Origin of the sequence: Cytobacillus sp. IB215665 (genome assembly GCF_033963835.1) — a bacterium.
Classification (GTDB): domain Bacteria; phylum Bacillota; class Bacilli; order Bacillales; family SM2101; genus Nanhaiella.
Map to the genome: position 1 here is coordinate 378,521 of NZ_JAXBME010000002.1, position 22,282 is coordinate 400,802.

General features: G+C 36.0%; 19 protein-coding genes. 17 read left to right on the forward strand and 2 right to left on the reverse strand.

Annotated features, from left to right (window positions below; all coding sequences use genetic code 11):
* Positions 1-399: 399 nt before the first annotated feature.
* The 12 genes from nusB (at position 400) to SLH52_RS03890 (ending at position 14,404) form a co-directional block, all read left to right on the forward strand.
* Positions 400-795 carry a transcription antitermination factor NusB gene (gene nusB / locus SLH52_RS03835; protein WP_320207958.1) on the forward strand — a complete coding sequence of 132 codons (396 nt, stop codon included), beginning with the start codon at positions 400-402 and terminating at the stop codon, positions 793-795.
* A gap of 25 nt (positions 796-820) precedes the next feature.
* Positions 821-2,176, forward strand: a complete 1,356-nt coding sequence (gene xseA, locus SLH52_RS03840) for an exodeoxyribonuclease VII large subunit (protein WP_320207959.1) — start codon at positions 821-823, stop codon at positions 2,174-2,176.
* Positions 2,169-2,396 carry an exodeoxyribonuclease VII small subunit gene (locus SLH52_RS03845; protein WP_214480212.1) on the forward strand — a complete coding sequence of 76 codons (228 nt, stop codon included), beginning with the start codon at positions 2,169-2,171 and terminating at the stop codon, positions 2,394-2,396. The genes xseA and SLH52_RS03845 overlap by 8 nt, the downstream gene beginning before the upstream one ends.
* A gap of 5 nt (positions 2,397-2,401) precedes the next feature.
* Positions 2,402-3,292 carry a farnesyl diphosphate synthase gene (locus SLH52_RS03850; protein WP_320207960.1) on the forward strand — a complete coding sequence of 297 codons (891 nt, stop codon included), beginning with the start codon at positions 2,402-2,404 and terminating at the stop codon, positions 3,290-3,292.
* Positions 3,293-4,009: 717 nt separating this feature from the next.
* The gene (locus SLH52_RS03855) at positions 4,010-4,615 is read left to right on the forward strand and encodes a hypothetical protein (RefSeq protein ID WP_320207961.1); all 606 of its coding nucleotides are present in this window, start codon (positions 4,010-4,012) and stop codon (positions 4,613-4,615) included.
* 14 nt (positions 4,616-4,629) lie between these two features.
* Positions 4,630-6,522 (forward strand): 1-deoxy-D-xylulose-5-phosphate synthase, encoded by a 1,893-nt coding sequence (gene dxs / locus SLH52_RS03860; protein WP_320207962.1) that lies wholly within the window; start codon positions 4,630-4,632, stop codon positions 6,520-6,522.
* A gap of 4 nt (positions 6,523-6,526) precedes the next feature.
* On the forward strand, positions 6,527-7,354 hold the full coding sequence (locus SLH52_RS03865; RefSeq protein WP_320207963.1) for a TlyA family RNA methyltransferase: 828 nt from the start codon (positions 6,527-6,529) through the stop codon (positions 7,352-7,354).
* Positions 7,355-7,670: 316 nt separating this feature from the next.
* The gene (gene ahrC, locus SLH52_RS03870; protein WP_320207964.1) at positions 7,671-8,120 is read left to right on the forward strand and encodes a transcriptional regulator AhrC/ArgR; all 450 of its coding nucleotides are present in this window, start codon (positions 7,671-7,673) and stop codon (positions 8,118-8,120) included.
* A gap of 12 nt (positions 8,121-8,132) precedes the next feature.
* Positions 8,133-9,857 carry a DNA repair protein RecN gene (recN, locus tag SLH52_RS03875; protein WP_320207965.1) on the forward strand — a complete coding sequence of 575 codons (1,725 nt, stop codon included), beginning with the start codon at positions 8,133-8,135 and terminating at the stop codon, positions 9,855-9,857.
* Positions 9,858-9,989: 132 nt separating this feature from the next.
* Complete coding sequence (spoIVB, locus tag SLH52_RS03880) at positions 9,990-11,276, forward strand: SpoIVB peptidase (RefSeq protein WP_413785486.1); 1,287 nt, start codon at positions 9,990-9,992, stop codon at positions 11,274-11,276.
* Positions 11,277-11,522: 246 nt separating this feature from the next.
* On the forward strand, positions 11,523-12,308 hold the full coding sequence (spo0A, locus tag SLH52_RS03885; protein ID WP_320207967.1) for a sporulation transcription factor Spo0A: 786 nt from the start codon (positions 11,523-11,525) through the stop codon (positions 12,306-12,308).
* Between the two features lie 512 nt (positions 12,309-12,820).
* Positions 12,821-14,404: a FapA family protein gene (locus tag SLH52_RS03890; protein ID WP_320207968.1), complete on the forward strand. Its 1,584-nt coding sequence runs from the start codon at positions 12,821-12,823 to the stop codon at positions 14,402-14,404.
* Between the two features lie 44 nt (positions 14,405-14,448).
* Here SLH52_RS03890 and SLH52_RS03895 read toward each other — a convergent pair whose 3' ends face one another.
* On the reverse strand, positions 14,449-14,595 hold the full coding sequence (locus tag SLH52_RS03895; RefSeq protein ID WP_214480202.1) for a YycC family protein: 147 nt from the start codon (positions 14,593-14,595) through the stop codon (positions 14,449-14,451).
* Positions 14,596-14,668: 73 nt separating this feature from the next.
* Positions 14,669-14,917 carry a DUF2627 domain-containing protein gene (locus tag SLH52_RS03900; RefSeq protein WP_214480201.1) on the reverse strand — a complete coding sequence of 83 codons (249 nt, stop codon included), beginning with the start codon at positions 14,915-14,917 and terminating at the stop codon, positions 14,669-14,671.
* A gap of 283 nt (positions 14,918-15,200) precedes the next feature.
* Between SLH52_RS03900 and SLH52_RS03905 the strand changes: the two genes are divergently transcribed.
* From SLH52_RS03905 to lpdA, 5 genes are all read left to right on the forward strand, one after another.
* A complete protein-coding gene (locus tag SLH52_RS03905; protein ID WP_320207969.1) occupies positions 15,201-17,273 on the forward strand; it encodes a sigma 54-interacting transcriptional regulator in 2,073 nt (690 codons plus the stop codon).
* A 176-nt stretch (positions 17,274-17,449) separates the two neighbouring features.
* Positions 17,450-18,361, forward strand: coding sequence for a phosphate butyryltransferase (yqiS, locus tag SLH52_RS03910; protein WP_320207970.1), 912 nt, complete (start codon positions 17,450-17,452; stop codon positions 18,359-18,361).
* 20 nt (positions 18,362-18,381) lie between these two features.
* The gene (gene bcd / locus SLH52_RS03915) at positions 18,382-19,482 is read left to right on the forward strand and encodes a branched-chain amino acid dehydrogenase (RefSeq protein WP_320207971.1); all 1,101 of its coding nucleotides are present in this window, start codon (positions 18,382-18,384) and stop codon (positions 19,480-19,482) included.
* Between the two features lie 178 nt (positions 19,483-19,660).
* Entirely contained in the window at positions 19,661-20,746 is a 1,086-nt protein-coding gene (gene buk, locus SLH52_RS03920; protein WP_320207972.1) for a butyrate kinase, read from the forward strand.
* Positions 20,747-20,784: 38 nt separating this feature from the next.
* Positions 20,785-22,206, forward strand: coding sequence for a dihydrolipoyl dehydrogenase (gene lpdA, locus SLH52_RS03925; RefSeq protein ID WP_320207973.1), 1,422 nt, complete (start codon positions 20,785-20,787; stop codon positions 22,204-22,206).
* Positions 22,207-22,282 lie beyond the last annotated feature (76 nt).

The window sequence follows — 22,282 nt, forward strand, 5'->3', positions numbered from 1 at the left end:
ATATTATACAAGGTTTTGGGAGTAATGTGGTTTGATCCTTATTTTTGCGTTTTTTAATATATGTTAGAGTGTTATTGGCTTTAATTTCAAATTTTCGTATTTTTCACGGCTAGTACAAGGGCAACCTGTTGGGGTCATAAAACTCAAGAAGGTTAAAAAACAATCTTCCACTTGTCTTTTTTTTGATCGCCACCGCTCTTTTCTTGGTGTCTAGCTCCTGTATATGGCTTCAGCGCTTGTCAGGGGTGATCAATGCTCTTCTACTTTGGGTGATTGTACTAAGGTGTTTGAATTGTGTTATGATCATGTTATGATAAATCGACAATATAGTTACTATTTGAAAACTTTCATAAAATAATGGTACGTGTTGTAGTAAAGTTTATAAAGGAGAAGGAAGTTATGAAACGTCGTACTGCTAGAAAAAAGGCACTACAAGCATTATTTCAAATTGACATAAGTGATATTGAATCAAAGGAAGCTATTGACAATGTAATTGGTGAACAACATAGTGATCCTTTCCTAGAAGAAATAGTCTTAGGTGTAGCAAAGCACCAAGCTGAAATAGATGAACATATTCGTAAGAATTTAGAGAATTGGACGATAGAACGGGTAGCAAATGTTGACCGATCCATTTTACGCATTGCGGTGTTTGAAATGATGTATATAGATGAAATACCAACAAACGTAAGCATTGATGAGGCAATTGAATTAGGCAAGCTTTTTGGCGATGAGCAATCTGGGAAATTTATAAATGGTGTGTTATCAAAAATAAGTAATTCGATAAATAGAACATAACAATATTCCAAGGGGTTTATGTTATATGGGTGAAAAAAAATTTGTAACAGTAACTGCGTTGACAAAATATGTAAAGCGTAAGTTTGATGTTGACCCTCATTTACAAGATATATGGGTAAAAGGTGAAATTTCAAACTTCACCTTGCATAGCCGTGGACATATGTATTTCACCTTAAAAGATGAGGGAGCAAAAATTCAAGCAGTCATGTTTGCTAAGCAAAATCGTACGTTAAAATATAAACCTGAAAATGGCATGAAGGTATTACTTAGGGGAGAAATATCGGTTTATCAATCCAGTGGATCATATCAGATCTACGTTAAAGAAATGGAACCTGACGGCATAGGTAGCTTGTATATTGCATTTGAAGAACTAAAGAAAAGGCTTGATGAAGAAGGGTTATTTTTAACTAAACACAAAAAAAATATTCCTAAGTTTCCACGATACATCGGTGTTATAACATCCCCGACTGGAGCAGCAGTTAGAGATATATTAACTACTATTAAAAGGCGTTATCCTATAGCAAATGTAGTAATATTACCTGCGCTTGTACAAGGTGAATATGCACCACAATCACTAGTTGAAAAAATAAAATACGCGAACCAACTAGCATATTTAGATGTATTAATCGTTGGTAGAGGCGGGGGCTCGATTGAAGAATTATGGGCGTTTAACGAGGAAAGCGTTGTAAGAGAAATCTTTGCTTCATCGATACCGGTCATCTCTGCTGTAGGTCATGAGACAGATTTTACAATCTCAGATTTGGTTGCAGATTTAAGAGCACCTACTCCTACCGGAGCAGCTGAAATGGCAGTGCCTAAACTATCGGACGTTGCTGAACGGTTATCACAAAATAAAGTCCGTCTTATAAAGTTAATGAAACAAAGGCTAGTTAATGAAGCAGATCAATTAAATCATATGAAAAAATCATATGCATTTCGGTATCCCCAACAACTCTATGCCCAAAAAAACCAAGAGCTTGATCGCATGCTAGAACAGCTTAAACGTACAGTTAGCCGATTAGTTAGCGTGAAACAAGACAGTACCGAGAATTTGCTGAAACGTTTAATGCAAAAGCATCCTAAAGAATTAATTCATAAAGCATTCGAGCAACATTCGATAACAACAAAAGCTCTCCAAAAAGAAATACAAAATGTTGTAAAGCAAAATCAACTCTTATTTACCTCGAATGTTTCTAAATTAGATGCTTTAAGTCCACTGAAAGTAATGGATAGAGGATTTAGCCTAGTTTATGATAATAATGATCTTATAGTAAAAAGTGTTGAAAGAGTAAAAGTGAATGATAGCCTAACAATACAAATGAAAGATGGTAAATTAGCTTGTGAAGTTTGCAGTGTAGAGGAGCGAATGATAGATGAATAAGGAGATAACATTTGAGCAAGCGATGGAGCAGCTTGAAAAGATTGTTGAGAAACTTGAAGAAGGAGATGTTCCTCTCGAGGAGGCAATTGATTTCTTTAAAGAAGGTATGAAACTCTCATCATTTTGTCATGAGAAATTACAAAATGTAGAAAAACAAATGGATCAAATACTTCGTGAAGACGGTGAGCTTGAACCTTTCACTATTCGAGAGGATGAGTGACATACATGCAAGTAGAAGTAGCAGAATATTTGTCGGAACAAAAAAAAGTAATTGAAAAAAATTTATTAACTGGCATACAAGCATTGTCCTCACCTGACATTTTAAAGGAATCTATGAATTATTCTCTTCAAGCTGGTGGAAAAAGACTAAGACCATTGTTATTACTTGCTACATTGCGTGCTTTTAATAAAGATGAAGATCTTGGAATTGATGTGGCTGTTGCAATAGAATTAATACATACATACTCACTAGTTCATGATGATCTCCCAAGCATGGATGATGATGATTTGCGTAGAGGAAATCCTACTAATCATAAAGTGTTTGGCGAAGCTATGGCTATTTTAGCAGGAGATGCATTGTTGACATATAGTTTCCAATTAATTGCTGACATAAATCATCCATCGGTATCACCTGAAGTCAAGTTGTTACTTATATCAAAACTCGCTCAAGCTGCAGGGCCAGAAGGTATGGTTGGTGGTCAAGTTGCTGACATACAAAGTGAAGGAAAAACGCCTTCAATCGAGACGTTGGAATATATTCATAAGCACAAAACAGGTAAGCTCCTTGCTTACAGTGTGATTGCTGGAGCTATACTTGCAGGAGCATCAGATGCGCAATTAAGTGTTCTGAAAGAATTCGCAATGCATATTGGATTGGCATTTCAAATAAGGGATGACATATTAGATATTGAAGGTTCTGAGGACAAAATAGGGAAGCCTATAGGTAGTGATGAAGAACTGGATAAGATGACATACCCAGCTTTATTAACCTTGAGTGGTGCAAAAGAAAAACTGTCTTTCCACATCACTCATGCAAAGTTTAAATTACAGCAAGCGAATATCAATCATGATATTCTAGAATATATATGTGATCTTATTGCAACTAGGGAAAATTAAGCTTAAAATAACGATCAATTGAGAAATACTTAATTATATGGTATATTTAATTTTAGCTAGGGGTGGTGCAGTATTCTAGTCAAACCACCGTTCCTGAAGGCGGGCCTAAAAATCCGCCAAAGGGCATATCGATGAAGTTCCTTGTGTCGGCTTGAGGCGCCCAGCCTTGGGTTGGTGCTGGGAGTTAAGGTTGCTGGGCGATCCACAATGGCATGTGGGCGTTGACCCAGCTTCCGCGGAGGCCCATACTTGTAGATTTATTAAATCTATGGGATGGGGAATGAACCTGTCACTGTAAGTCAAATTACAAGCAGCGTAGCCTGCCTTGAGTGGAGTTTGAGGGGATTATGGTTTAAGGTATACATCAGTTGGCCATTGATATATGCCTCATCAGTCCATATGAAATCATCTCTGCAAAAGAGGATAAGGATTTGGTTAAGGTTTGTTGAGGAAAACTCCTAGACTGTTCCAATGACATGAAAAGAGGATTATAGTACGGACTAAGTGGTAATCCAGTCTAGCATATGGTGACATAGCTAAAACAAGTTTGAAGGGAAACCGCCAAAGTGGCAACGCTTGGTACTTGCTTGGGAAAACCTACTGGACCTAAGCCGTAATTTTTACTCTTTTCATGACCACCCTACTATACATAATAAATTGACATTTTTGTTTGAATATAAGATAGGAAATACGGTTGAATAGGGTGTAGTATACCACATGAAACAAGTTTTTCGACAATCAATAAATTGGAGCATGGGGATTGCCGTTATCACTTTTGTGTTAGCGGCTCTTTTTTCAGTTGTATCTACAAGTATGTTAAGCGGCGTGACTTGGGGATTAGGCATGCTCATCGTTTTAGCAATTGTATTAACTGGAATATTTTTTGATATGATAGGAATAGCTGCTACTGCTGCTAACGAAGTGCCATTTCATTCAATGGCTTCAAAAAAAATAAGTGGAGCAAAACCAGCGATCCGGATCGTTCGCAATGCAGATAAATTTGCGAGCTTCTGTAATGATGTAATTGGTGATATATCTGGAATTATTAGTGGAACTGCTTCGGCGGTAGTTATTGTCCAGTTCACTGTATCTTTTCATTATAATGAAGGCTCGTTTTTCCAAATTATTGTATCAGTGATTTTTACAAGTGTAGTGGCTGCATTGACAGTTGGTGGAAAAGCAATGGGGAAATCACTTGCACTTGCATATTCTACAGAGATTATTTTTCAAGTTGGTAAGTTGTTTTATTTTCTTGAAGAAAAGTTTAATATTGAACTATTAAAGGAGAAAAAGAAGAAAAACAAGCAAAGAAAAACCAGATGAAGGTGAGTGGTCCTATGGATCTAACGACAATAAAAGATCCTCGTTTTTTAAAAAACTTATCAAGTCACGAACTAGAACAACTAACTGAAGAAATCCGTAAGTTTTTAATTGAAAAGCTCTCGAAGACCGGGGGTCATATTGGACCCAATTTAGGTGTTGTTGAACTGACGATCGCCTTACACAAAGTATTCGACAGCCCTAAGGATAAATTTCTTTGGGATGTCGGTCATCAGTCTTATGTTCACAAAATATTGACGGGTCGTGCCAATGAATTTGATACGCTTAGAAAATATCAAGGCTTATGTGGCTTTCCAAAAATGAATGAAAGTGAACATGATGTTTGGGAAACTGGTCACAGTTCAACATCGTTGTCTGCAGCGATGGGGATGGTATTAGCTAGGGATCTAAAGAAATCTAATGACATCATTATTCCAATCATTGGTGATGGTGCTATTACAGGTGGTATGGCTCTAGAAGCACTAAACCATATCGGTCATGAAAAGAAGGATATTCTTGTAGTTTTAAACGATAATGAGATGTCTATTGCACCGAATGTAGGTGCACTTCATAATGTTTTAGGACGGCTTAGAACAGCAGGTAAATACCATTGGGTAAAAGATGAATTAGAGATGCTGCTAAAGAAAATCCCATCAGTAGGAGGGAAACTTGCAACAACTGCAGAACGTGTCAAAGATAGCCTTAAGTACTTGCTTGTATCTGGAGTGTTTTTTGAGGAGTTAGGATTCACCTACTTAGGACCGGTAGATGGTCATAATTATGAAGATTTGTTCGAAAACCTTCATTATGCTAAAAAAACTGAAGGTCCAGTTCTTCTACATGTCATTACCAAAAAGGGGAAAGGCTATTATCCAGCAGAATCTGATAAAGTTGGTACATGGCACGGAACAGGGCCATATAAGATAGAAACTGGTGATTTAATAAAACCAGTGAATACGCCTCCATCTTGGAGTGGTTTAGTTAGTGAAACGGTTCGTAAATTAGCACGTAACGATGATAGGATTGTTGCTGTTACACCCGCAATGCCTGTAGGGTCGAAGTTAGAAGGCTTCGCTAGTGAATTTCCTGACCGTATGTATGATGTAGGAATCGCTGAACAGCATGCTGCCACGATGGCAGCTGGCTTAGCAACACAAGGGATGAAGCCTTTTTTAGCAATTTACTCTACATTCCTACAGAGAGCATATGACCAAGTCGTCCACGATATTTGCCGACAAAACTTAAATGTATTTTTAGGAATTGACCGTGCTGGTTTAGTAGGTGCTGATGGAGAAACACATCAAGGTGTATTTGACATTGCTTTTCTTCGTCATATTCCTAATATCGTGCTGATGATGCCAAAAGATGAGAATGAAGGCCAACATATGGTTCATACTGCAATACAGTATGATGACGGCCCAATTGCACTTCGTTTTCCACGAGGTAATGGGCTCGGTGTCACTTTAGACCAAAAATTGAATGCTATACCGATCGGCAGTTGGGAAATTCTTAAGGATGGATCAGATGCTGTTATATTAACATTCGGAACGACGATCGGAATGGCTTTAGAAGCGGCCGATATGTTAGCGAAAGAGAATGTTTCAGTACAAGTCGTTAACGCACGTTTTATCAAGCCTCTGGATGAAAAGATGTTAATAACAATATTAAAAAGAAAAATACCGATTGTAACAGTTGAAGAAGCTGTGTTGCAAGGTGGTTTTGGCAGTGCAATTCTAGAATTTGCGCACGACCAAACCTTTTATGGCGCGCATATTGAGAGAATGGGAATTCCAGATCGTTTTATAGAGCATGGGAGTGTAAAAGACTTATTAGCAGAAATTGGGCTGACCAGTGAAGCAGTCGCTGATAGAATAAGAAAAAGTATACCTAAAATTCAAAAAAGGGCATAAAAGAATGAAAGTTAAGAAAGAACGAATAGACGTGTTATTAGTGGAACGTGGGTTAGCTGAGTCCAGAGAAAAAGCAAAACGCTTGATTATGGCAGGGTTAATTTATTCAAACGAAATTAGACTCGATAAACCTGGGGAAAAAGTCGATGTCACGATTAACTTATCTGTGAAGGGGAACGATCATCCATATGTTAGTCGAGGAGGATTAAAGCTTGAAAAAGCACTAAAATACTTTGATATAACTGTGGAAAATAAAACGATAATTGATATTGGTTCATCTACAGGAGGGTTTACTGATTGTGCTTTGCAAAATGGTGCAAGGCTATCCTATGCCATTGATGTAGGTTATAATCAATTGGCGTGGAAACTGAGACAGGATAAAAGAGTTATCGTTATGGAGAGAATGAACTTTCGTTATATTAAATCATCAGATTTAACGAATGGAATGCCAAATTTTGCATCAATAGATGTATCCTTTATCTCATTACGCTTAATACTCCCTGTACTTAAAACATTGCTTAAGGAAAATAGTGATGTAGTAGCACTTGTGAAACCTCAATTTGAAGCAGGTAAAGAATTCGTAGGCAAGAAGGGAATTGTCCGGGATAAAAATGTTCATTTATCAGTATTAAATGCAATTGTTCAATTTGCAGATGAGCATGGGTATGATGTTATGGATGCTACATTTTCTCCGATAACAGGTGGTGATGGGAATATTGAATTCCTTCTTCACCTTAAATGGCGTGCAACAGATCAGAAAGTTGAACAATTTCATCCTGAAGTTATTGAAAAAGTTGTAGAGAATGCACATGAGGAGTTAAGGAAAAAATAATTGTTACTACAATGGAATCTTTTTATCTAAGGATTCTTTCGTAACCGTTGTTGAATTGTTAACAAATTAGGACATCAAGATGAGGATATAAATGAGACTTTGTTCTATTGAACAGTTGAAAGGATACCTCTAGCTTGTGTAGGTGTTAGTATCTTAAATAACTACCACCCATGTAGAAACAGCATGATCTAATTTTAACTATTTTGTAAACAATGCTTAATTCAAATATGCACATGCCGACCATTCAGGTAATATAAGATTATGAGTATCACACCTTTATAATGGACGAAATAATTATACAAAAGAGGTGCTTAGCATGAACAAGGGGCAAAGACATATTAGGATAAGGGATATCATTACTAATAATGAGATAGAGACACAGGATGAACTAGTTGACATACTGAAGGAAGCTGGTTTTAATGTAACACAGGCTACAGTATCTCGAGATATAAAAGAACTCCATCTAGTCAAGGTTCCAACCATGGATGGGAGATATAAATACAGCTTGCCAGCAGATCAACGTTTTAATCCGTTACAGAAATTAAAAAGATCATTAATGGATGCATTTGTTGGGATAGATGGCGCTAGTCATTTACTAGTAATGAAAACGTTACCTGGCAATGCTCATGCTATTGGTGCTCTAATAGATAACCTTGATTGGGAAGAAATATTAGGAACAATTTGTGGAGACGATACTTGCTTAATCATTTGTAGAACGCCCGATGATAGAGAGATCATATCTCAACGGTTTTTAGATATGCTGTAAGTGAGGTGTGGTATGCTAGCAGAATTAACAATCAAAAACTTTGCAATTATTGATTCCCTTTCGATTTCATTCGATAAGGGACTAACTGTGTTAACGGGAGAAACTGGTGCAGGTAAATCAATTATTATTGATGCAATCCATCTACTCGCTGGAGGAAGGGGATCTTCAGATTTAGTGCGTTATGGGGAAAAAAGAGCAGAAATTGAAGGGCTTTTTTTACTCGAGGATAATGCCCATTCGTGCTACAATAAAGCAGCAGAATTAGGTATTGAAATAAGTGATGGTATGGTTGTCCTACATCGTGATATGTATACAACAGGTAAAAGTGTTTGTCGAGTAAATGGAAAGCTAGTAACAATTGCTACATTAAGAGAAATTGGTGCTACGTTGGTAGATATACATGGCCAGCATGAACATCAGGAGCTGATGATTGCTGACAATCATTTATATTTGCTCGACCAATATGGCGGAAAGAACATAAAGTCAGCTCTAAATGAATATGAAGTTCTTTATAAAAAATATGTTAATTTAACGAATAAACTCCAAAAACTAAGTGACAATGAACAGGAAATGGCACATCGTTTAGACTTAATTCAGTTTCAATCGAAGGAGATTCAAGAAGCGAATCTGATTCAAAATGAAGATGATGAATTGCTTGATGAAAAAACGAAAATTGCTAACTTTGAAAAAATATATGAAGCGTTACATAATACGTATCAGTCTCTTTTAGGAGAGCAAAGAGGGTTAGATTGGCTTGGACTAGCAATGAATCACCTAGATGGTGTCTCCACTTATGATGCAAATTTAAAAGAGGCGTTTGAGACAATTTCCAATAGCTATTATTTAGTAGAGGAAATTTCTTATAAGATACGCAACCAATTAGATGAGCTAGAGTATGACCCAGATCGGTTGAATTTTATAGAAGGACGTTTGAATGAGTTAAATCATTTGAAAAGAAAATATGGACGAACAGTTCAAGATATACTTGAATATGCAGCAACAATCGAGGAAGAAATTGATACGATTCAAAATCGTGATAGTCATGTTCTTCAACTGAAAAAAGAACTAGAAGGTATATCAGCTGATTTGTTATTAGAGGCTAAAAATCTCTCAGTTCTTAGGAAGCAATATGCTGACCTGTTGATTAAAGATATTAAAAGAGAACTTAAACATTTATATATGGATAAAACGACCTTTGACGTTGCATTGTCAAAAAAAGAGGGGATTCATGAAACATCTTTCGAGAATGAAATTCCTGTGAAATATAAAAAAAATGGCATTGATGAAGTTGAGTTTTTTATTTCAACTAATCCTGGTGAACCATTAAAGCCACTTTCAAAAGTTGCATCAGGTGGAGAGCTATCTCGAATTATGCTTGCGATAAAAAGTATCTTCTCAAAGCATCAGGGCGTAACATCTATTATTTTTGATGAAGTTGATACCGGAGTAAGTGGAAGAGTTGCTCAAGCAATTGCTGAAAAAATATATCATGTCTCTGTTGGTTCACAAGTGCTCTGTATTTCGCATTTACCTCAAGTAGCAGCAATGGCAGACACTCATTTGTTTATTTCAAAAAATACTTCACGAGATCGAACGACAACAAAAGTTACTCACCTTAATAAAAATGAGAAAATAAAAGAAATTGGTCGGATGATTTCGGGTGTAGAAATCACTGACTTAACTAAGAAACATGCAAAGGAATTGCTTGATTTAGCAAAAAATTTAAAAAATGCTTGAAAAGCTATCCAAAAACGGCTAGCTTTTTTCTCTGTTATATAGTTATAAATGTTCGCTTAGTAGGCTAAATTAATGATGTAGCCATGTAATTATATTTGGTGTGGGTTAGGGCGAGGAGAGTGAAAGTGATTGATAACAGAGAAGATAAGAAAAATAGTTGGTGCTGTTCTCCTTGTTACATTGGTAAGTATACTTTTTTTTGGTCCATTTAAAGAATATGTTGGTTTGCCAAAAAATATTATTGTTTTTGAAGGTCAGCAGCTTAAATTACCTTCTACATTACCTGTAACAGTTAGTCAACAAAACGATAATGATGTATTTTCAGTTTCAAATGCTGAAACTGGTTTAGCCGTTATGGGTGAAGCTTCTGGAAATGGTGAAATGCTATTAGAGATGGCAGGTATCCCAATTAAAAAAATCAATGTAAATGTTCTTAATGATTTAAAGGTGATACCAGGTGGGCAGTCTATTGGAGTCAAACTAAATTCAATCGGAGTTTTAGTAGTTGGGTTTCATCAAGTTGATACAGAGGAAGGTAGCGTATCTCCTGGAGAAAATTCTGGTGTGAAAATTGGAGACTTAATTACTAAAATTAATGGTAAGGAAATAGAAAAAATGAGTGATGTTGCTCCTTTTGTTAAACAAGCTGGAAAAGAAGAAAAAGCGCTTGAACTAACAATTTCCCGTGATAATGATGAAGTAACTACTACTTTGCAACCAATCAAAGATATAAATGATCACACCTATCGTATAGGTCTGTATATACGTGATTCAGCTGCAGGAATCGGCACAATGACATTTTATCATCCTGACTCTAAAAAATACGGAGCATTGGGTCATGTGATTTCAGACATAGATACCAAAAAACCAATTAGAGTTCAAGATGGACACATTGTTCGGTCGACCGTTACATCCATTCAAAAGGGGAGTACAGGGACTCCGGGTGAGAAATTAGCAAGATTTTCAAAAGATAAAGAAGAGATTGGTACAATTAGTAAAAATAGCCCATTTGGAATTTTTGGTGAGTTAACTAAAAAAATTAAAAATGGTATAAATGATCAAGCATTACCAATAGCATTATCACACGAAGTTAAGGAAGGTCCAGCAAAAATACTAACTGTGGTTGATAATGATAAAGTTGAGGAATTTGATGTTGAAATCATTAGCTCGGTTCCACAAAAATTTCCAGCAATAAAAGGTATGGTTATTAAAATTACAGATCCAAAGCTGTTGCGTAAAACAGGTGGTATCGTTCAAGGTATGAGTGGCAGTCCTATTATTCAAAATGGCAAGGTAATTGGTGCTGTAACTCACGTATTTGTTAATGATCCTACCAGTGGGTATGGCGTTCATATTGAATGGATGCTAAATGAAGCAGGAATTGACATTTACGAAAAAAATCAACAAAAAGCGAGCTAAAACAGCTCGTTTTTTACATAATATATAAACTGAAAAACGCATTTCGACAAAAATTTTTCGTTATTTGTCGAATAACGAAAAACATAGGATATTTAAGGTTTTGGGAGAAAAGTATAGATTTTAGAGATTTTATATTATTTTTAAAAAATTAAAGGGATTTCATGTTATGTCGTCGAAATGTTCCATTACACTAAAGTCAGAAAATAATGAATCCTGATTTTATTTGGAGTTCGAGGAGGAAAGTGTGTGAAAAAAATTAAAGTTTGTATTATTGATGACAACAGAGAGTTAGTAAGCCTAATTGAACAATATATTTCGAATCAAGATGATATGGAAGTTGTGGGGGTAGCTTATAACGGGCATGACTGCTTGGATATCTTAAAAAATAATACCCCTGATGTGTTAGTTTTAGACATTATTATGCCTCATTTAGATGGTTTAGCTGTCCTTGAAAAAATCCGTGAACAAAGGGACAAGCAACCAAATGTCATTATGCTAACAGCTTTTGGTCAAGAAGATGTTACTAAAAAAGCTGTGGAATTAGGGGCCTCATATTTTATTTTAAAACCTTTTGATATGGAGAACTTAATTAGTCATATTCGTCAAGTAAGTGGTAAAGGTCTTACACATGTTAAACAAACAACAACATTGTATCGCACACAAAATGAGTCTAAGCATAAAAATCTTGATGCAAGTATTACAAGTATTATCCATGAAATTGGTGTCCCTGCACATATTAAAGGATACTTATATCTTCGTGAAGCGATATCAATGGTATATAACGATATTGAGCTATTAGGGTCAATTACTAAAGTGCTTTATCCTGATATTGCAAAAAAATATAACACTACAGCAAGTAGAGTAGAACGAGCAATTCGTCATGCAATAGAAGTTGCATGGAGTCGAGGCAATATCGAATCAATCTCGTCATTGTTCGGTTATACAGTCAGTATGTCAAAAGCTAAGCCTACCAATTCAGAATTCATCGCGATGGTTGCTGATAAGCTGCGTTTAGAGCATAAAGCTTCTTGAAAGGGTAAGAATTAACTCGTTTTACAAAAGACGGTATTAAAAAACTTTTTAAGGACGTTGTTTTCAAATCTAAGAAATAACCATATACAACGGTTTCATTGAACCTCTTGCTAAAGTAAGCTGCACGATCAAAACTTCAATAAGTCTAATTACGCATTAGTAGTAATAATTTATGACGGAAGAACGTTATGCGCCCAATAAATCAAAGTGGTTTATTGGGTTTTTAAGTGTGCAAAAACGTACGATTTCATAGCTAACAAAAGTATGCTACTAATAGCTTATGTATTTATCCATAAAAAATATAATGTACTTTAATTTGTTATAAATAATATTCGAAATAATGGTATAATTAAGGGTGAAAATAATGACATTTTGTCGGATAGATCTTCTCTTTGATAACCCTTTACAAAATGAAGATATTTCTTAGTCCTGCTGTTGATATAATAATATTTTGGAATGACGGTTTTTAAGTGTAAACAGTCCTTTTAAGATATAAGAAATGAGTGATTTGTATGGAATTTATAAAAAATGAATATTTTGAAATGACTTATGATAATGATTCAAAACTTTATATAAATGTGTTTAAGAAGGGCTATACAATGGCCGATTTTCATGCTTTATTAACTAAATATCCACGAATAACGATTTCAAAATTTTTAATTTTAAGACAAGCCATTGAAGAGCCGAATAACAACATTACACACATAGGTGAATTAAAGCCTTTAGTTATATGCGATGTATCAAAAGATAAAATGAGTGCAACAATTCATTTTAATTGTTCAGAAGAAGAGCTAACAGAACATAAATCCTCATATATTACAAAAGCAGTTGAATTGTTACATAGTAATGGAGTGAATGAAGGTATATTATTAGATGTCCTGTACCAACAATTACAAGTTAAGAAAGATATCGTTGTTGCTAGAGGGCTTGAACCTATCCATGGTGAAGACGCTAAAGTTACTTATTATGAGATATCTGAAAGAAAGCCAACGATTCGTGATGACGGAAATGCTGACTATTTCGATATGAATTTTATTGATGTAGTCAAAGAAGGCGAATGGTTGGGAGAAAAGATACCTCCGACAACCGGCAAAGCAGGTAAAACGGTTACAGGCGAATTAATTGTTCCTAAAAAAGGAAAAGATAAAAGGTTCTATTATGACAAAAAAACTGTGAAAAAAGAGCAATTGAAAGATGGAAAAGAGGTACTTCGGGCAGCTATTGACGGTGTTGTTCAAGTGAAAAATGGAAAAATAGCTATTGGAGACCATTTAATCATTAATGGTGATGTGGGTGTTGAAACTGGTAATATTTCATTTGATGGAAATGTCACGGTCAACGGTGTTGTGCAAAATGGTTTCTCTGTAGTTGCGACAAAAGATGTCTCGGTTATGAGTGAGCTTGGTATAAGTGGCGTTAAACTGATTGAATCAAAAACTGGTGATGTATTTATTAAAGGTGGCGTTTTTGGTAAGGGTGTTACGACAATAACTGCTGGAAATGATATATTTGTCAAATATGCCAATGAATGTGTGTTAGAAGCAAGTCATAATATTAACATTGGCTATTACGCAATAGGAAGTAACTTGAAAGCTATGAATGTTGTTGCTAACGAACATAAAGGAAAAATAATTGGTGGTCATGTTGAAGCAAAAGCGAGTGTTACTGCAGGGGTTATCGGTAATAAGATGGAAAAGAGAACTGTGGTCATTGTGAAGGGATTTGACCGTGAGCAAGTTAAAGAAGAGCTCGCTGAGCTTCTAAGAAATTACAAAAAGGCTGTGCAAAAAGTTGAATCGATAAAAGTACAACTTGACCAATTTGATAACTACAGTAATGATTTATCAGAAATGGATCAAAGAGAATATGATCGTTTGAGGCATAAGTTTGATGAACAAGTTACAGAAGTTTCAAATTTTGAACATTCCCGAAAAGCGTTAGCCGAATTATTAACTTTAAAAGGTGATGGGCAAGTATCAATCTTTCAAAAAGCTTATCCTGAAACGTTTATCCAAATTAAAAAGCAAACAAAGAAATTGAAAAGTCCAGGCAAGGGAGTATTCTATGTAGTGGATAAACAACTACATATTGAGTAGTACGGCATATAATTAAGAGCAAAAAAGACGACAAGGAGTATATCTTACTCCTTGTCGTCTTTTTTCTTCTCTGCTTCAGCCATTTTTTGAACAAGAATATGTTTTGGCATATGCATAATTTGTTCTATGGGAATATTTAGCGTGCTTGCAAGTTTTTGAGCAGTTTCAAGAGATATTTGATGTGGATTCATGTAACTTGCACCTCCAGATAATCATATTTAATGAAAATGGGACTAAGTCAACATAGTCCAGCTGTTCATTCAGTTATTTTATCTTACTATTTTGCTGTAAGCGCGGTTGTACTTTATTTCTTTTACGATCTCTGTGCAGTATAAAGCCGGCAACAAATACTAAACCAGCTATAAACATGATGAATCCTACGAGAAATTGAAGCCATAAAAAAGGAAAAGGTTTTTGTAATATATTGAATAGCATATCCCTCATTAATTTAATTCCAAGGGCCGATAAAATTCCTGGTATTAATAATACTAATAATGCAATGATTCTTTTCATCATATTAATCCTTTCAATGGAGTTTCTCTTTTACAAGTTTTGTTGCTATTACCTAAATTAGTACGACTAGATATAGTTTCTCAAATGTTAATCGCATACGAATTTAGTTCATAGTAAGAAAACTACAAGTAATGCAAAATAGTGCTCTAAAAAAAGAATAACTCTTCTAATTTATTTGTCAAGGAGTTAAAAAAACGGTATGATATGTTAGTGAAAGATATTGCATATATGTTATTGAAAAGTATGTAATTTATTTCAAAGAGGCCGTAGAGGTGTGTTGTTCATGAAAAAAGCGTTGATTGTTGGGGCTGGAAAGGGTGGCTCGGCAATTCTAAAAATATTACAAGAAACAGAGATAATGGAAGTTGTAGCGGTTGTCGATGTTAAGCCTACCGCGATTGGATTGAAGCTGGCAAGAGATTTGAGTATTCGTACTGGTAGTAATTGGCGAGAGTTTTTAACAAGTGAGATTGATGTTGTTATAGAAGCAACAGGTAGTGAAAAGGTTTTTGAAGAAATTCGTGAAGTAAGAACTAAAAAAACAGTGTTAATCCCTGGAGCTGTTGCTTATATAACTGCCCAGTTAATGGAGCAAAAAGAAGGGCTAATTACTAAACTAAAAAATGAATCAGATAAGCATGACTTAATTTTGAATTCCACTCATGATGGTATGATTGTGATCAATTTCGACACAAATATTGTTTTGTTTAACAGAAGTGCTGAACGAATTGTTGGCTTGAATAAAGAAGATGTTATAGGGAAGCCGATTGAGGAAATCATACCTGCAAGTCAACTGACTAGAGTGATGAAAACAAGACAAACTGAAATTAATCAAGAGCTTATATTAAATAATGGTAAGAAAATTATTACGACAAGAATACCTATTGTTAATGAAGCGGGTGTTCTATATGGGGCGGTTGCTGTATTTAAGGATATAACTGATGCAGTAAAACTAGCTGAAGAAATAACTAACCTGAAAGAAATTCAAACAATGCTAGGAGCAATTATTCAATCATCTGAAGAAGCAATATCAGTAGTGAATGAGAACGGTATTGGCTTACTAATTAACCGTGCCTATACAAAGATTACAGGGTTAACAGAAGATGAGGTGATCGGAAAACCTGCTACAGCAGATATTTCAGAAGGAGATAGTGTTCACATGAAAGTGCTGAATACGAGAAGACCTGTTAGAGGGGTTAGGATGAAGGTTGGCCCTAATAAGAGAGATGTCTTAGTAAATGTTGCCCCTATTATTGTCGATGGAAAATTAAAAGGGAGCGTTGGTGTTATCCACGATGTTTCTGAAATTCAGCAATTAACAACTGAATTAAATAGAGCGAGGCAAATTATTCGTACGTTAGAAGCAAAGTATTCGTTTGATGATATTATTGGTCATTCTGAAGAGATGGAATTTGCTATTCAACAAGCGAAACTTGGAGCAATCACACCCGCTACAGTACTTTTACGCGGTGAGTCAGGAACAGGAAAAGAACTATTTGCACATGCGATTCATAACGCAAGCAATCGAAAGTTTAATAAATTTATACGTGTCAATTGTGCTGCTTTATCTGAAACACTTCTTGAGAGTGAATTGTTTGGTTATGTAGAAGGAGCTTTTTCAGGAGCAAAACGTGGTGGAAAAAGAGGTCTGTTTGAAGAAGCTAATAATGGTAGTATTTTCTTAGATGAGATTGGTGAGTTATCGCCTAATACACAGGCAAAGTTACTAAGAGTGCTACAGGAAAATGAAATTATTAAGGTTGGAGGAACGCAGCCCATTCCAATTAACGTACGAATAATAGCTGCAACAAATGTGAATCTTGAAATGGCTATAGCTGATGGGTCTTTTCGGGAAGATTTATTTTATCGCTTAAATAAGTTACCTATACAAATTCCGCCTTTACGAAATAGGAAACAAGACTTACCAGCATTATGCGAACACCTTCTTCGTAAAATAAACCAAGAATATGGAAGAAATGTAGAAGGTTTAGACTTGGAAGTGCTTGATTACTTTCATACATACAATTGGCCTGGGAATGTTAGAGAGTTGGAAAATATTATTGGACGAGCAATGATCTTTATGAAATTTAATGAAGTTCATATAGGTCTTAAACATGTCCCTACGCTTGAATCTGGAATAGCTAACAAAGCTGACACATCTCTCATCACTATACCTACACAAAATGATCAAACATTATCAGAGATGTTAGAGAATTATGAAGGGGCAATTATTGAACAAGTTTTAACAAGCAACAACGGGAATAAAACTGCCACGGCAAAATCTCTCGGTATTTCATTAAGGAATTTATATTATAAAATTGAAAAATATAATATTGCAATAAATAGCATGCAATAAATTTCAAGTTTTGAATTTTTTTGCGCAGTGTATGTAGTGAAACATAACTTAATTACACAAATACTTATAATTCTTATTTGTGGCATGCTTCTTGCAGATATAAAAACCTGAGAACGATATACTCAGAAAGTAGGATTAGCTCAAGTAATTCTTACGAAAGGGTTGAAGTAGATTACATGAAATTGGACCTATTAATTGAGCAAGCAACAACGTCTCCAAAAAAAACTGTAGCAGTTGCAGTTGCTGAGGACAAAGAAATCATTGAAGCAGTAGTAGGAGCACTTCGAAGAAACTTAGCCAATTTTCGACTATTTGGTGATGAAGTGAAGGTGAACAAATTGCTTCAGGAGTTAGCTCCTGACTGTGTTAACAGTGAAGCAATCTCGCTTATTGCTGCAGATTCACATGAAGACGCAGCTGAACTAGCTGTTAAATCCGTTTCTTCAGGTGAAGCGGATGTATTAATGAAAGGAAACCTTTCAACTTCGTTGATTTTATCTGCAGTTCTTCATAAAGAGTGGGGACTTAGAACAGGTAATGTATTATCTCATAATGCCGTATTTGAGGTTGAGGGTTTTGATCGACTTATTTTCGTAACTGACGCAGCAATGAATATTGCACCAAACCTTGACCAAAAGGCACAAATAATAGGAAATGCAGTTCAGCTTGCCAGATCGATTGGCATTAATCAGCCCAAGGTAGCTCCAATATGCGCTGTAGAGGTAGTTAATCCAGTGATGCAAGCTACACTTGACGCTGCAGCCTTAACGCAAATGAATAGAAGAGGTCAAATTAAAGATTGTATTGTTGATGGTCCATTGGCACTTGATAATGCTATTTCAGTTCATGCTACTAAACAAAAAGGTATAGTAAGTGAAGTAGCAGGAATGTCAGATATATTACTTGTTCCTAATATTGAAACGGGAAATGCCCTTTATAAATCTCTTATTTACTTTGCTAAAGCAAAAGTTGGGGCTGTTATATCTGGTGCCAAAGCTCCAATTGTTTTAACTTCGAGAGCAGATTCATCAGAAAGCAAGCTTTACTCACTAGCTTTGGCTATTCGTTCCGTTCATAAAATAATTTAGAATTATAGGAGGATTTTAATATGCAGATTTTTTCTTATATGGAAGAGTATGATTATGAGCAATTAGTGTTTTGTCAAGATAAACAATCAGGACTAAAAGCTATAATTGCGATTCATGATACAACTTTAGGACCGGCTCTTGGTGGTACTCGAATGTGGACATATGCTTCTGAGGAATTAGCAATTGAAGATGCATTACGTTTAGCCAAAGGAATGACATATAAAAACGCTGCTGCAGGCTTAAATTTAGGCGGTGGTAAGACAGTTATTATTGGTGATCCACGTACTGACAAAAATGAAGAAATGTTTAGAGCATTTGGTCGCTATATACAAGGACTAAATGGTCGCTACATTACTGCAGAGGATGTCGGTACTACAGTAGCTGACATGGATTTGATTCATGAAGAAACAGATTTTGTTACAGGTATTTCACCAGCATTTGGTTCATCAGGTAATCCATCACCTGTGACTGCCTACGGTGTGTATCGTGGAATGAAAGCAGCTGCAAAGGAAGCATTTGGAACAGATTCATTAGAAGGAAAAGTCATCGCTGTTCAAGGTGTTGGTAATGTTGCTTTTAACTTGTGCAAACACCTTCATGAAGAAGGAGCACAATTAATCGTTACTGACATTAACAAGGAAGCAGTACAAGCAGCAGTTGAACAATTTGGTGCTCAGGCTGTAGACCCTGATGATATCTACAGTGTAGACTGCGATATTTATGCACCTTGTGCTCTTGGTGCTACTATTAACGATGATACTATTCCTAAGCTGAAAGCAAAAGTAATTGCAGGTGCAGCGAATAATCAATTAAGAGAGCCACGTCATGGAGATACTATTCATGACTTAGGAATTGTATATGCACCTGATTACGTGATTAATGCTGGTGGAGTAATGAACGTGGCAGATGAATTAAATGGTTATAATCGCGACCGTGCTATGAAAAAAGTAGAAACGATCTATAATAACATAGAAAAAGTCATTGAAATAGCAAATCGTGATCGTATTCCAACTTATGTAGCTGCGGACCGTTTAGCTGAAGAGCGCATAGAACGTATGAGAAATTCACGTAGCCAGTTCTTGCGAAATGAACATCACATTCTAAGTAGAAGAAATCGCTAAAATAGGAAGATTGTGATGAGGGTATATGTGGTCTATTTTTAGCATTTACGAAAAAAGTAATCTTTGCTATAGATAAATTGGAAAATAAGGTGGCAAAATGACGCCACCTTACTCCTCCATACATATGGTGTGGAGTTATCACAAAGCCCTAATGACATCACAAAATGGAGGTATTGATTTGCAAGAGAGAGAATATCGTATTCTTGTTATCAACCCAGGATCAACATCGACGAAAATAGGAGTCTTTGATAATGAACTCTCGATATTTGAGAAAACGATTCGGCATGATAGTAAGATCATTAACTCATATGAAGCGATTATTGACCAATACGAATTTCGAAAAAACACAATCCTTGAAACATTGCATCATGAGGGCATTAATATTTCTAAATTAGATGCTGTTTGTGGACGTGGTGGGTTATTACGTCCTATTGAAGGTGGTACCTATCGCGTAAATGAAGCGATGCTTGCTGATTTACGTATTGGTTACGCTGGCCAACATGCTTCAAACCTTGGTGGCATCATAGCACATGAAATTGCTGGAGGATTAAATATACCTGCCTTTATCGTTGACCCAGTTGTAGTTGATGAAATGGATTCGATTGCAAAGGTTTCTGGATTTCCACTTATCGAACGAAAAAGTATTTTTCATGCGCTGAACCAAAAGGCCGTTGCAAGAAGAGTTGCAAAAGATTTAGGTAAGAGATATGAGGAATGTAATTTAATTGTCACCCATATGGGTGGTGGTATAACGGTTGGTGCCCACAAACAAGGTCGTGTTGTAGATGTAAACAATGGGTTACATGGTGACGGACCATTTAGCCCAGAACGCGCTGGGACTGTACCTGCTGGTGACTTAGTTACGCTTTGCTATTCTGGTGATTATTACCGTGATGAAGTGATGAAAAAGCTAGTAGGTAACGGAGGACTGGTAGGTTATCTAGGAACAAATGATGCAGTAGCGGTTGAAAAAATGATAACCAAGGGAGATGAAAATGCCCAACTTGTGTATGAAGCGATGGCTTATCAAATTGCGAAGGAAATTGGTGCTGCAAGTGCAGTCCTGTCAGGTAAAATCGATGCAATTATTTTAACTGGGGGATTAGCTTACGGCAAAGAGTTTGTTAAGCACATATCTACACGCGTTAACTGGGTTGCTGATGTAATCGTTCTTCCGGGGGAAAATGAATTACAAGCGTTAACAGAAGGTGCGTTACGTGTTTTGCGTAATGATGAAGATGAAAAAATATATCCTGCTAACTAACATATAAGATCGTGTAATGATGGAAGGGGATAGTAACAATGTCAAAAGAATATGATCTCGTGATACTCGGCGGTGGTACAGGCGGTTATGTAACAGCGATCCGTGCATCACAATTAGGTTTGAAAACAGCTGTGGTTGAAAAGGGTAAATTAGGTGGTACATGCTTGCACTCAGGGTGTATCCCTAGTAAAGCACTGCTTAGAAGCGCTGAAGTCTATTCAACAACGAAAAAAAGTGAAGAATTTGGAGTTCTAACAACAGATGTTTCCTTAGATTTTTCAAAGGTTCAAGGTAGAAAAGATCAGATTATTTCCCAATTGTATAAAAGTGTTCAATATTTAATGAAAAAAGGTAAGATTGATGTTTATGAGGGAGTTGGAAGGATTTTAGGTCCATCAATTTTTTCTCCGATGCCTGGAACAATTTCAGTTGAAATGAATAACGGTGACGAAAATGAAATGCTCATTCCGAAAAATGTCATTATCGCAACAGGGTCACGTCCAAGGTCATTACCTGGGTTAGAAATTGACGGCGAATTTGTGCTGACTTCTGATGAAGCTCTTGAAATGAAGGAACTACCATCATCAATGATCATTGTCGGTGGAGGAGTTATTGGAATTGAGTGGGCTTCTATGTTAGCAGATTTCGGTGTCGAAATTACTGTTCTTGAATATGCAGATCACATTCTACCAACTGAGGATATTGAAATTTCCAAAGAGATGCGACGCCTTATGAAGAAAAAAGGAATTAACATTGTTACTGGCGCAAAAGTACTTCCCGAAACGTTATCAACAAGTGAAGAAGTGACGATTAAGGCGGAACATAAAGGGGAAGAAAAAACTTTCCAAGCAGAAAAAATACTCGTGTCTGTTGGTCGTCAAGCAAATGTTGAAGGAATTGGTATTGAAAATACTGATATTGTAATTGATAAAGGGTTCATACAAACAAATGAATTTTATCAGACGAAAGAATCTCATATTTATGCGATTGGAGATTGCATAGGAGGCCTTCAACTTGCACATGTTGCGTCACACGAAGGAATTGTTGCTGTAGAGCATATTAAGGGAGAAAACCCTTCTCCAATTGATTATTCACTAATATCAAAATGCGTATACAGTAATCCAGAGGTTGCAAGTGTTGGTTATACTGAACATGAGGCACAAGAGCAAGGATTTAATGTAAAAACAGGTAAATTCTCATTCAAGGCGATAGGAAAAGCGCTTGTGTTTGGTGAATCAGATGGTTTCGTTAAAATTGTTGCTGACACCGAAACCGATGATATATTAGGCGTACATATGATTGGCCCACACGTAACTGATATGATATCAGAAGCTGGGTTAGCTCGTGTATTAGATGCTACTCCATGGGAGGTAGCACATACTATTCACCCGCATCCTACTTTGTCAGAAGCTATTGGTGAAGCTGCGCTAGCTGTAGATGGTAAACCAATTCATGGCTAATAGATAATATATATAATGGCTCTTATCGTAAACATTGTTGCTATTGCTACTAAAGTATGGATATTTAAGAACGAAA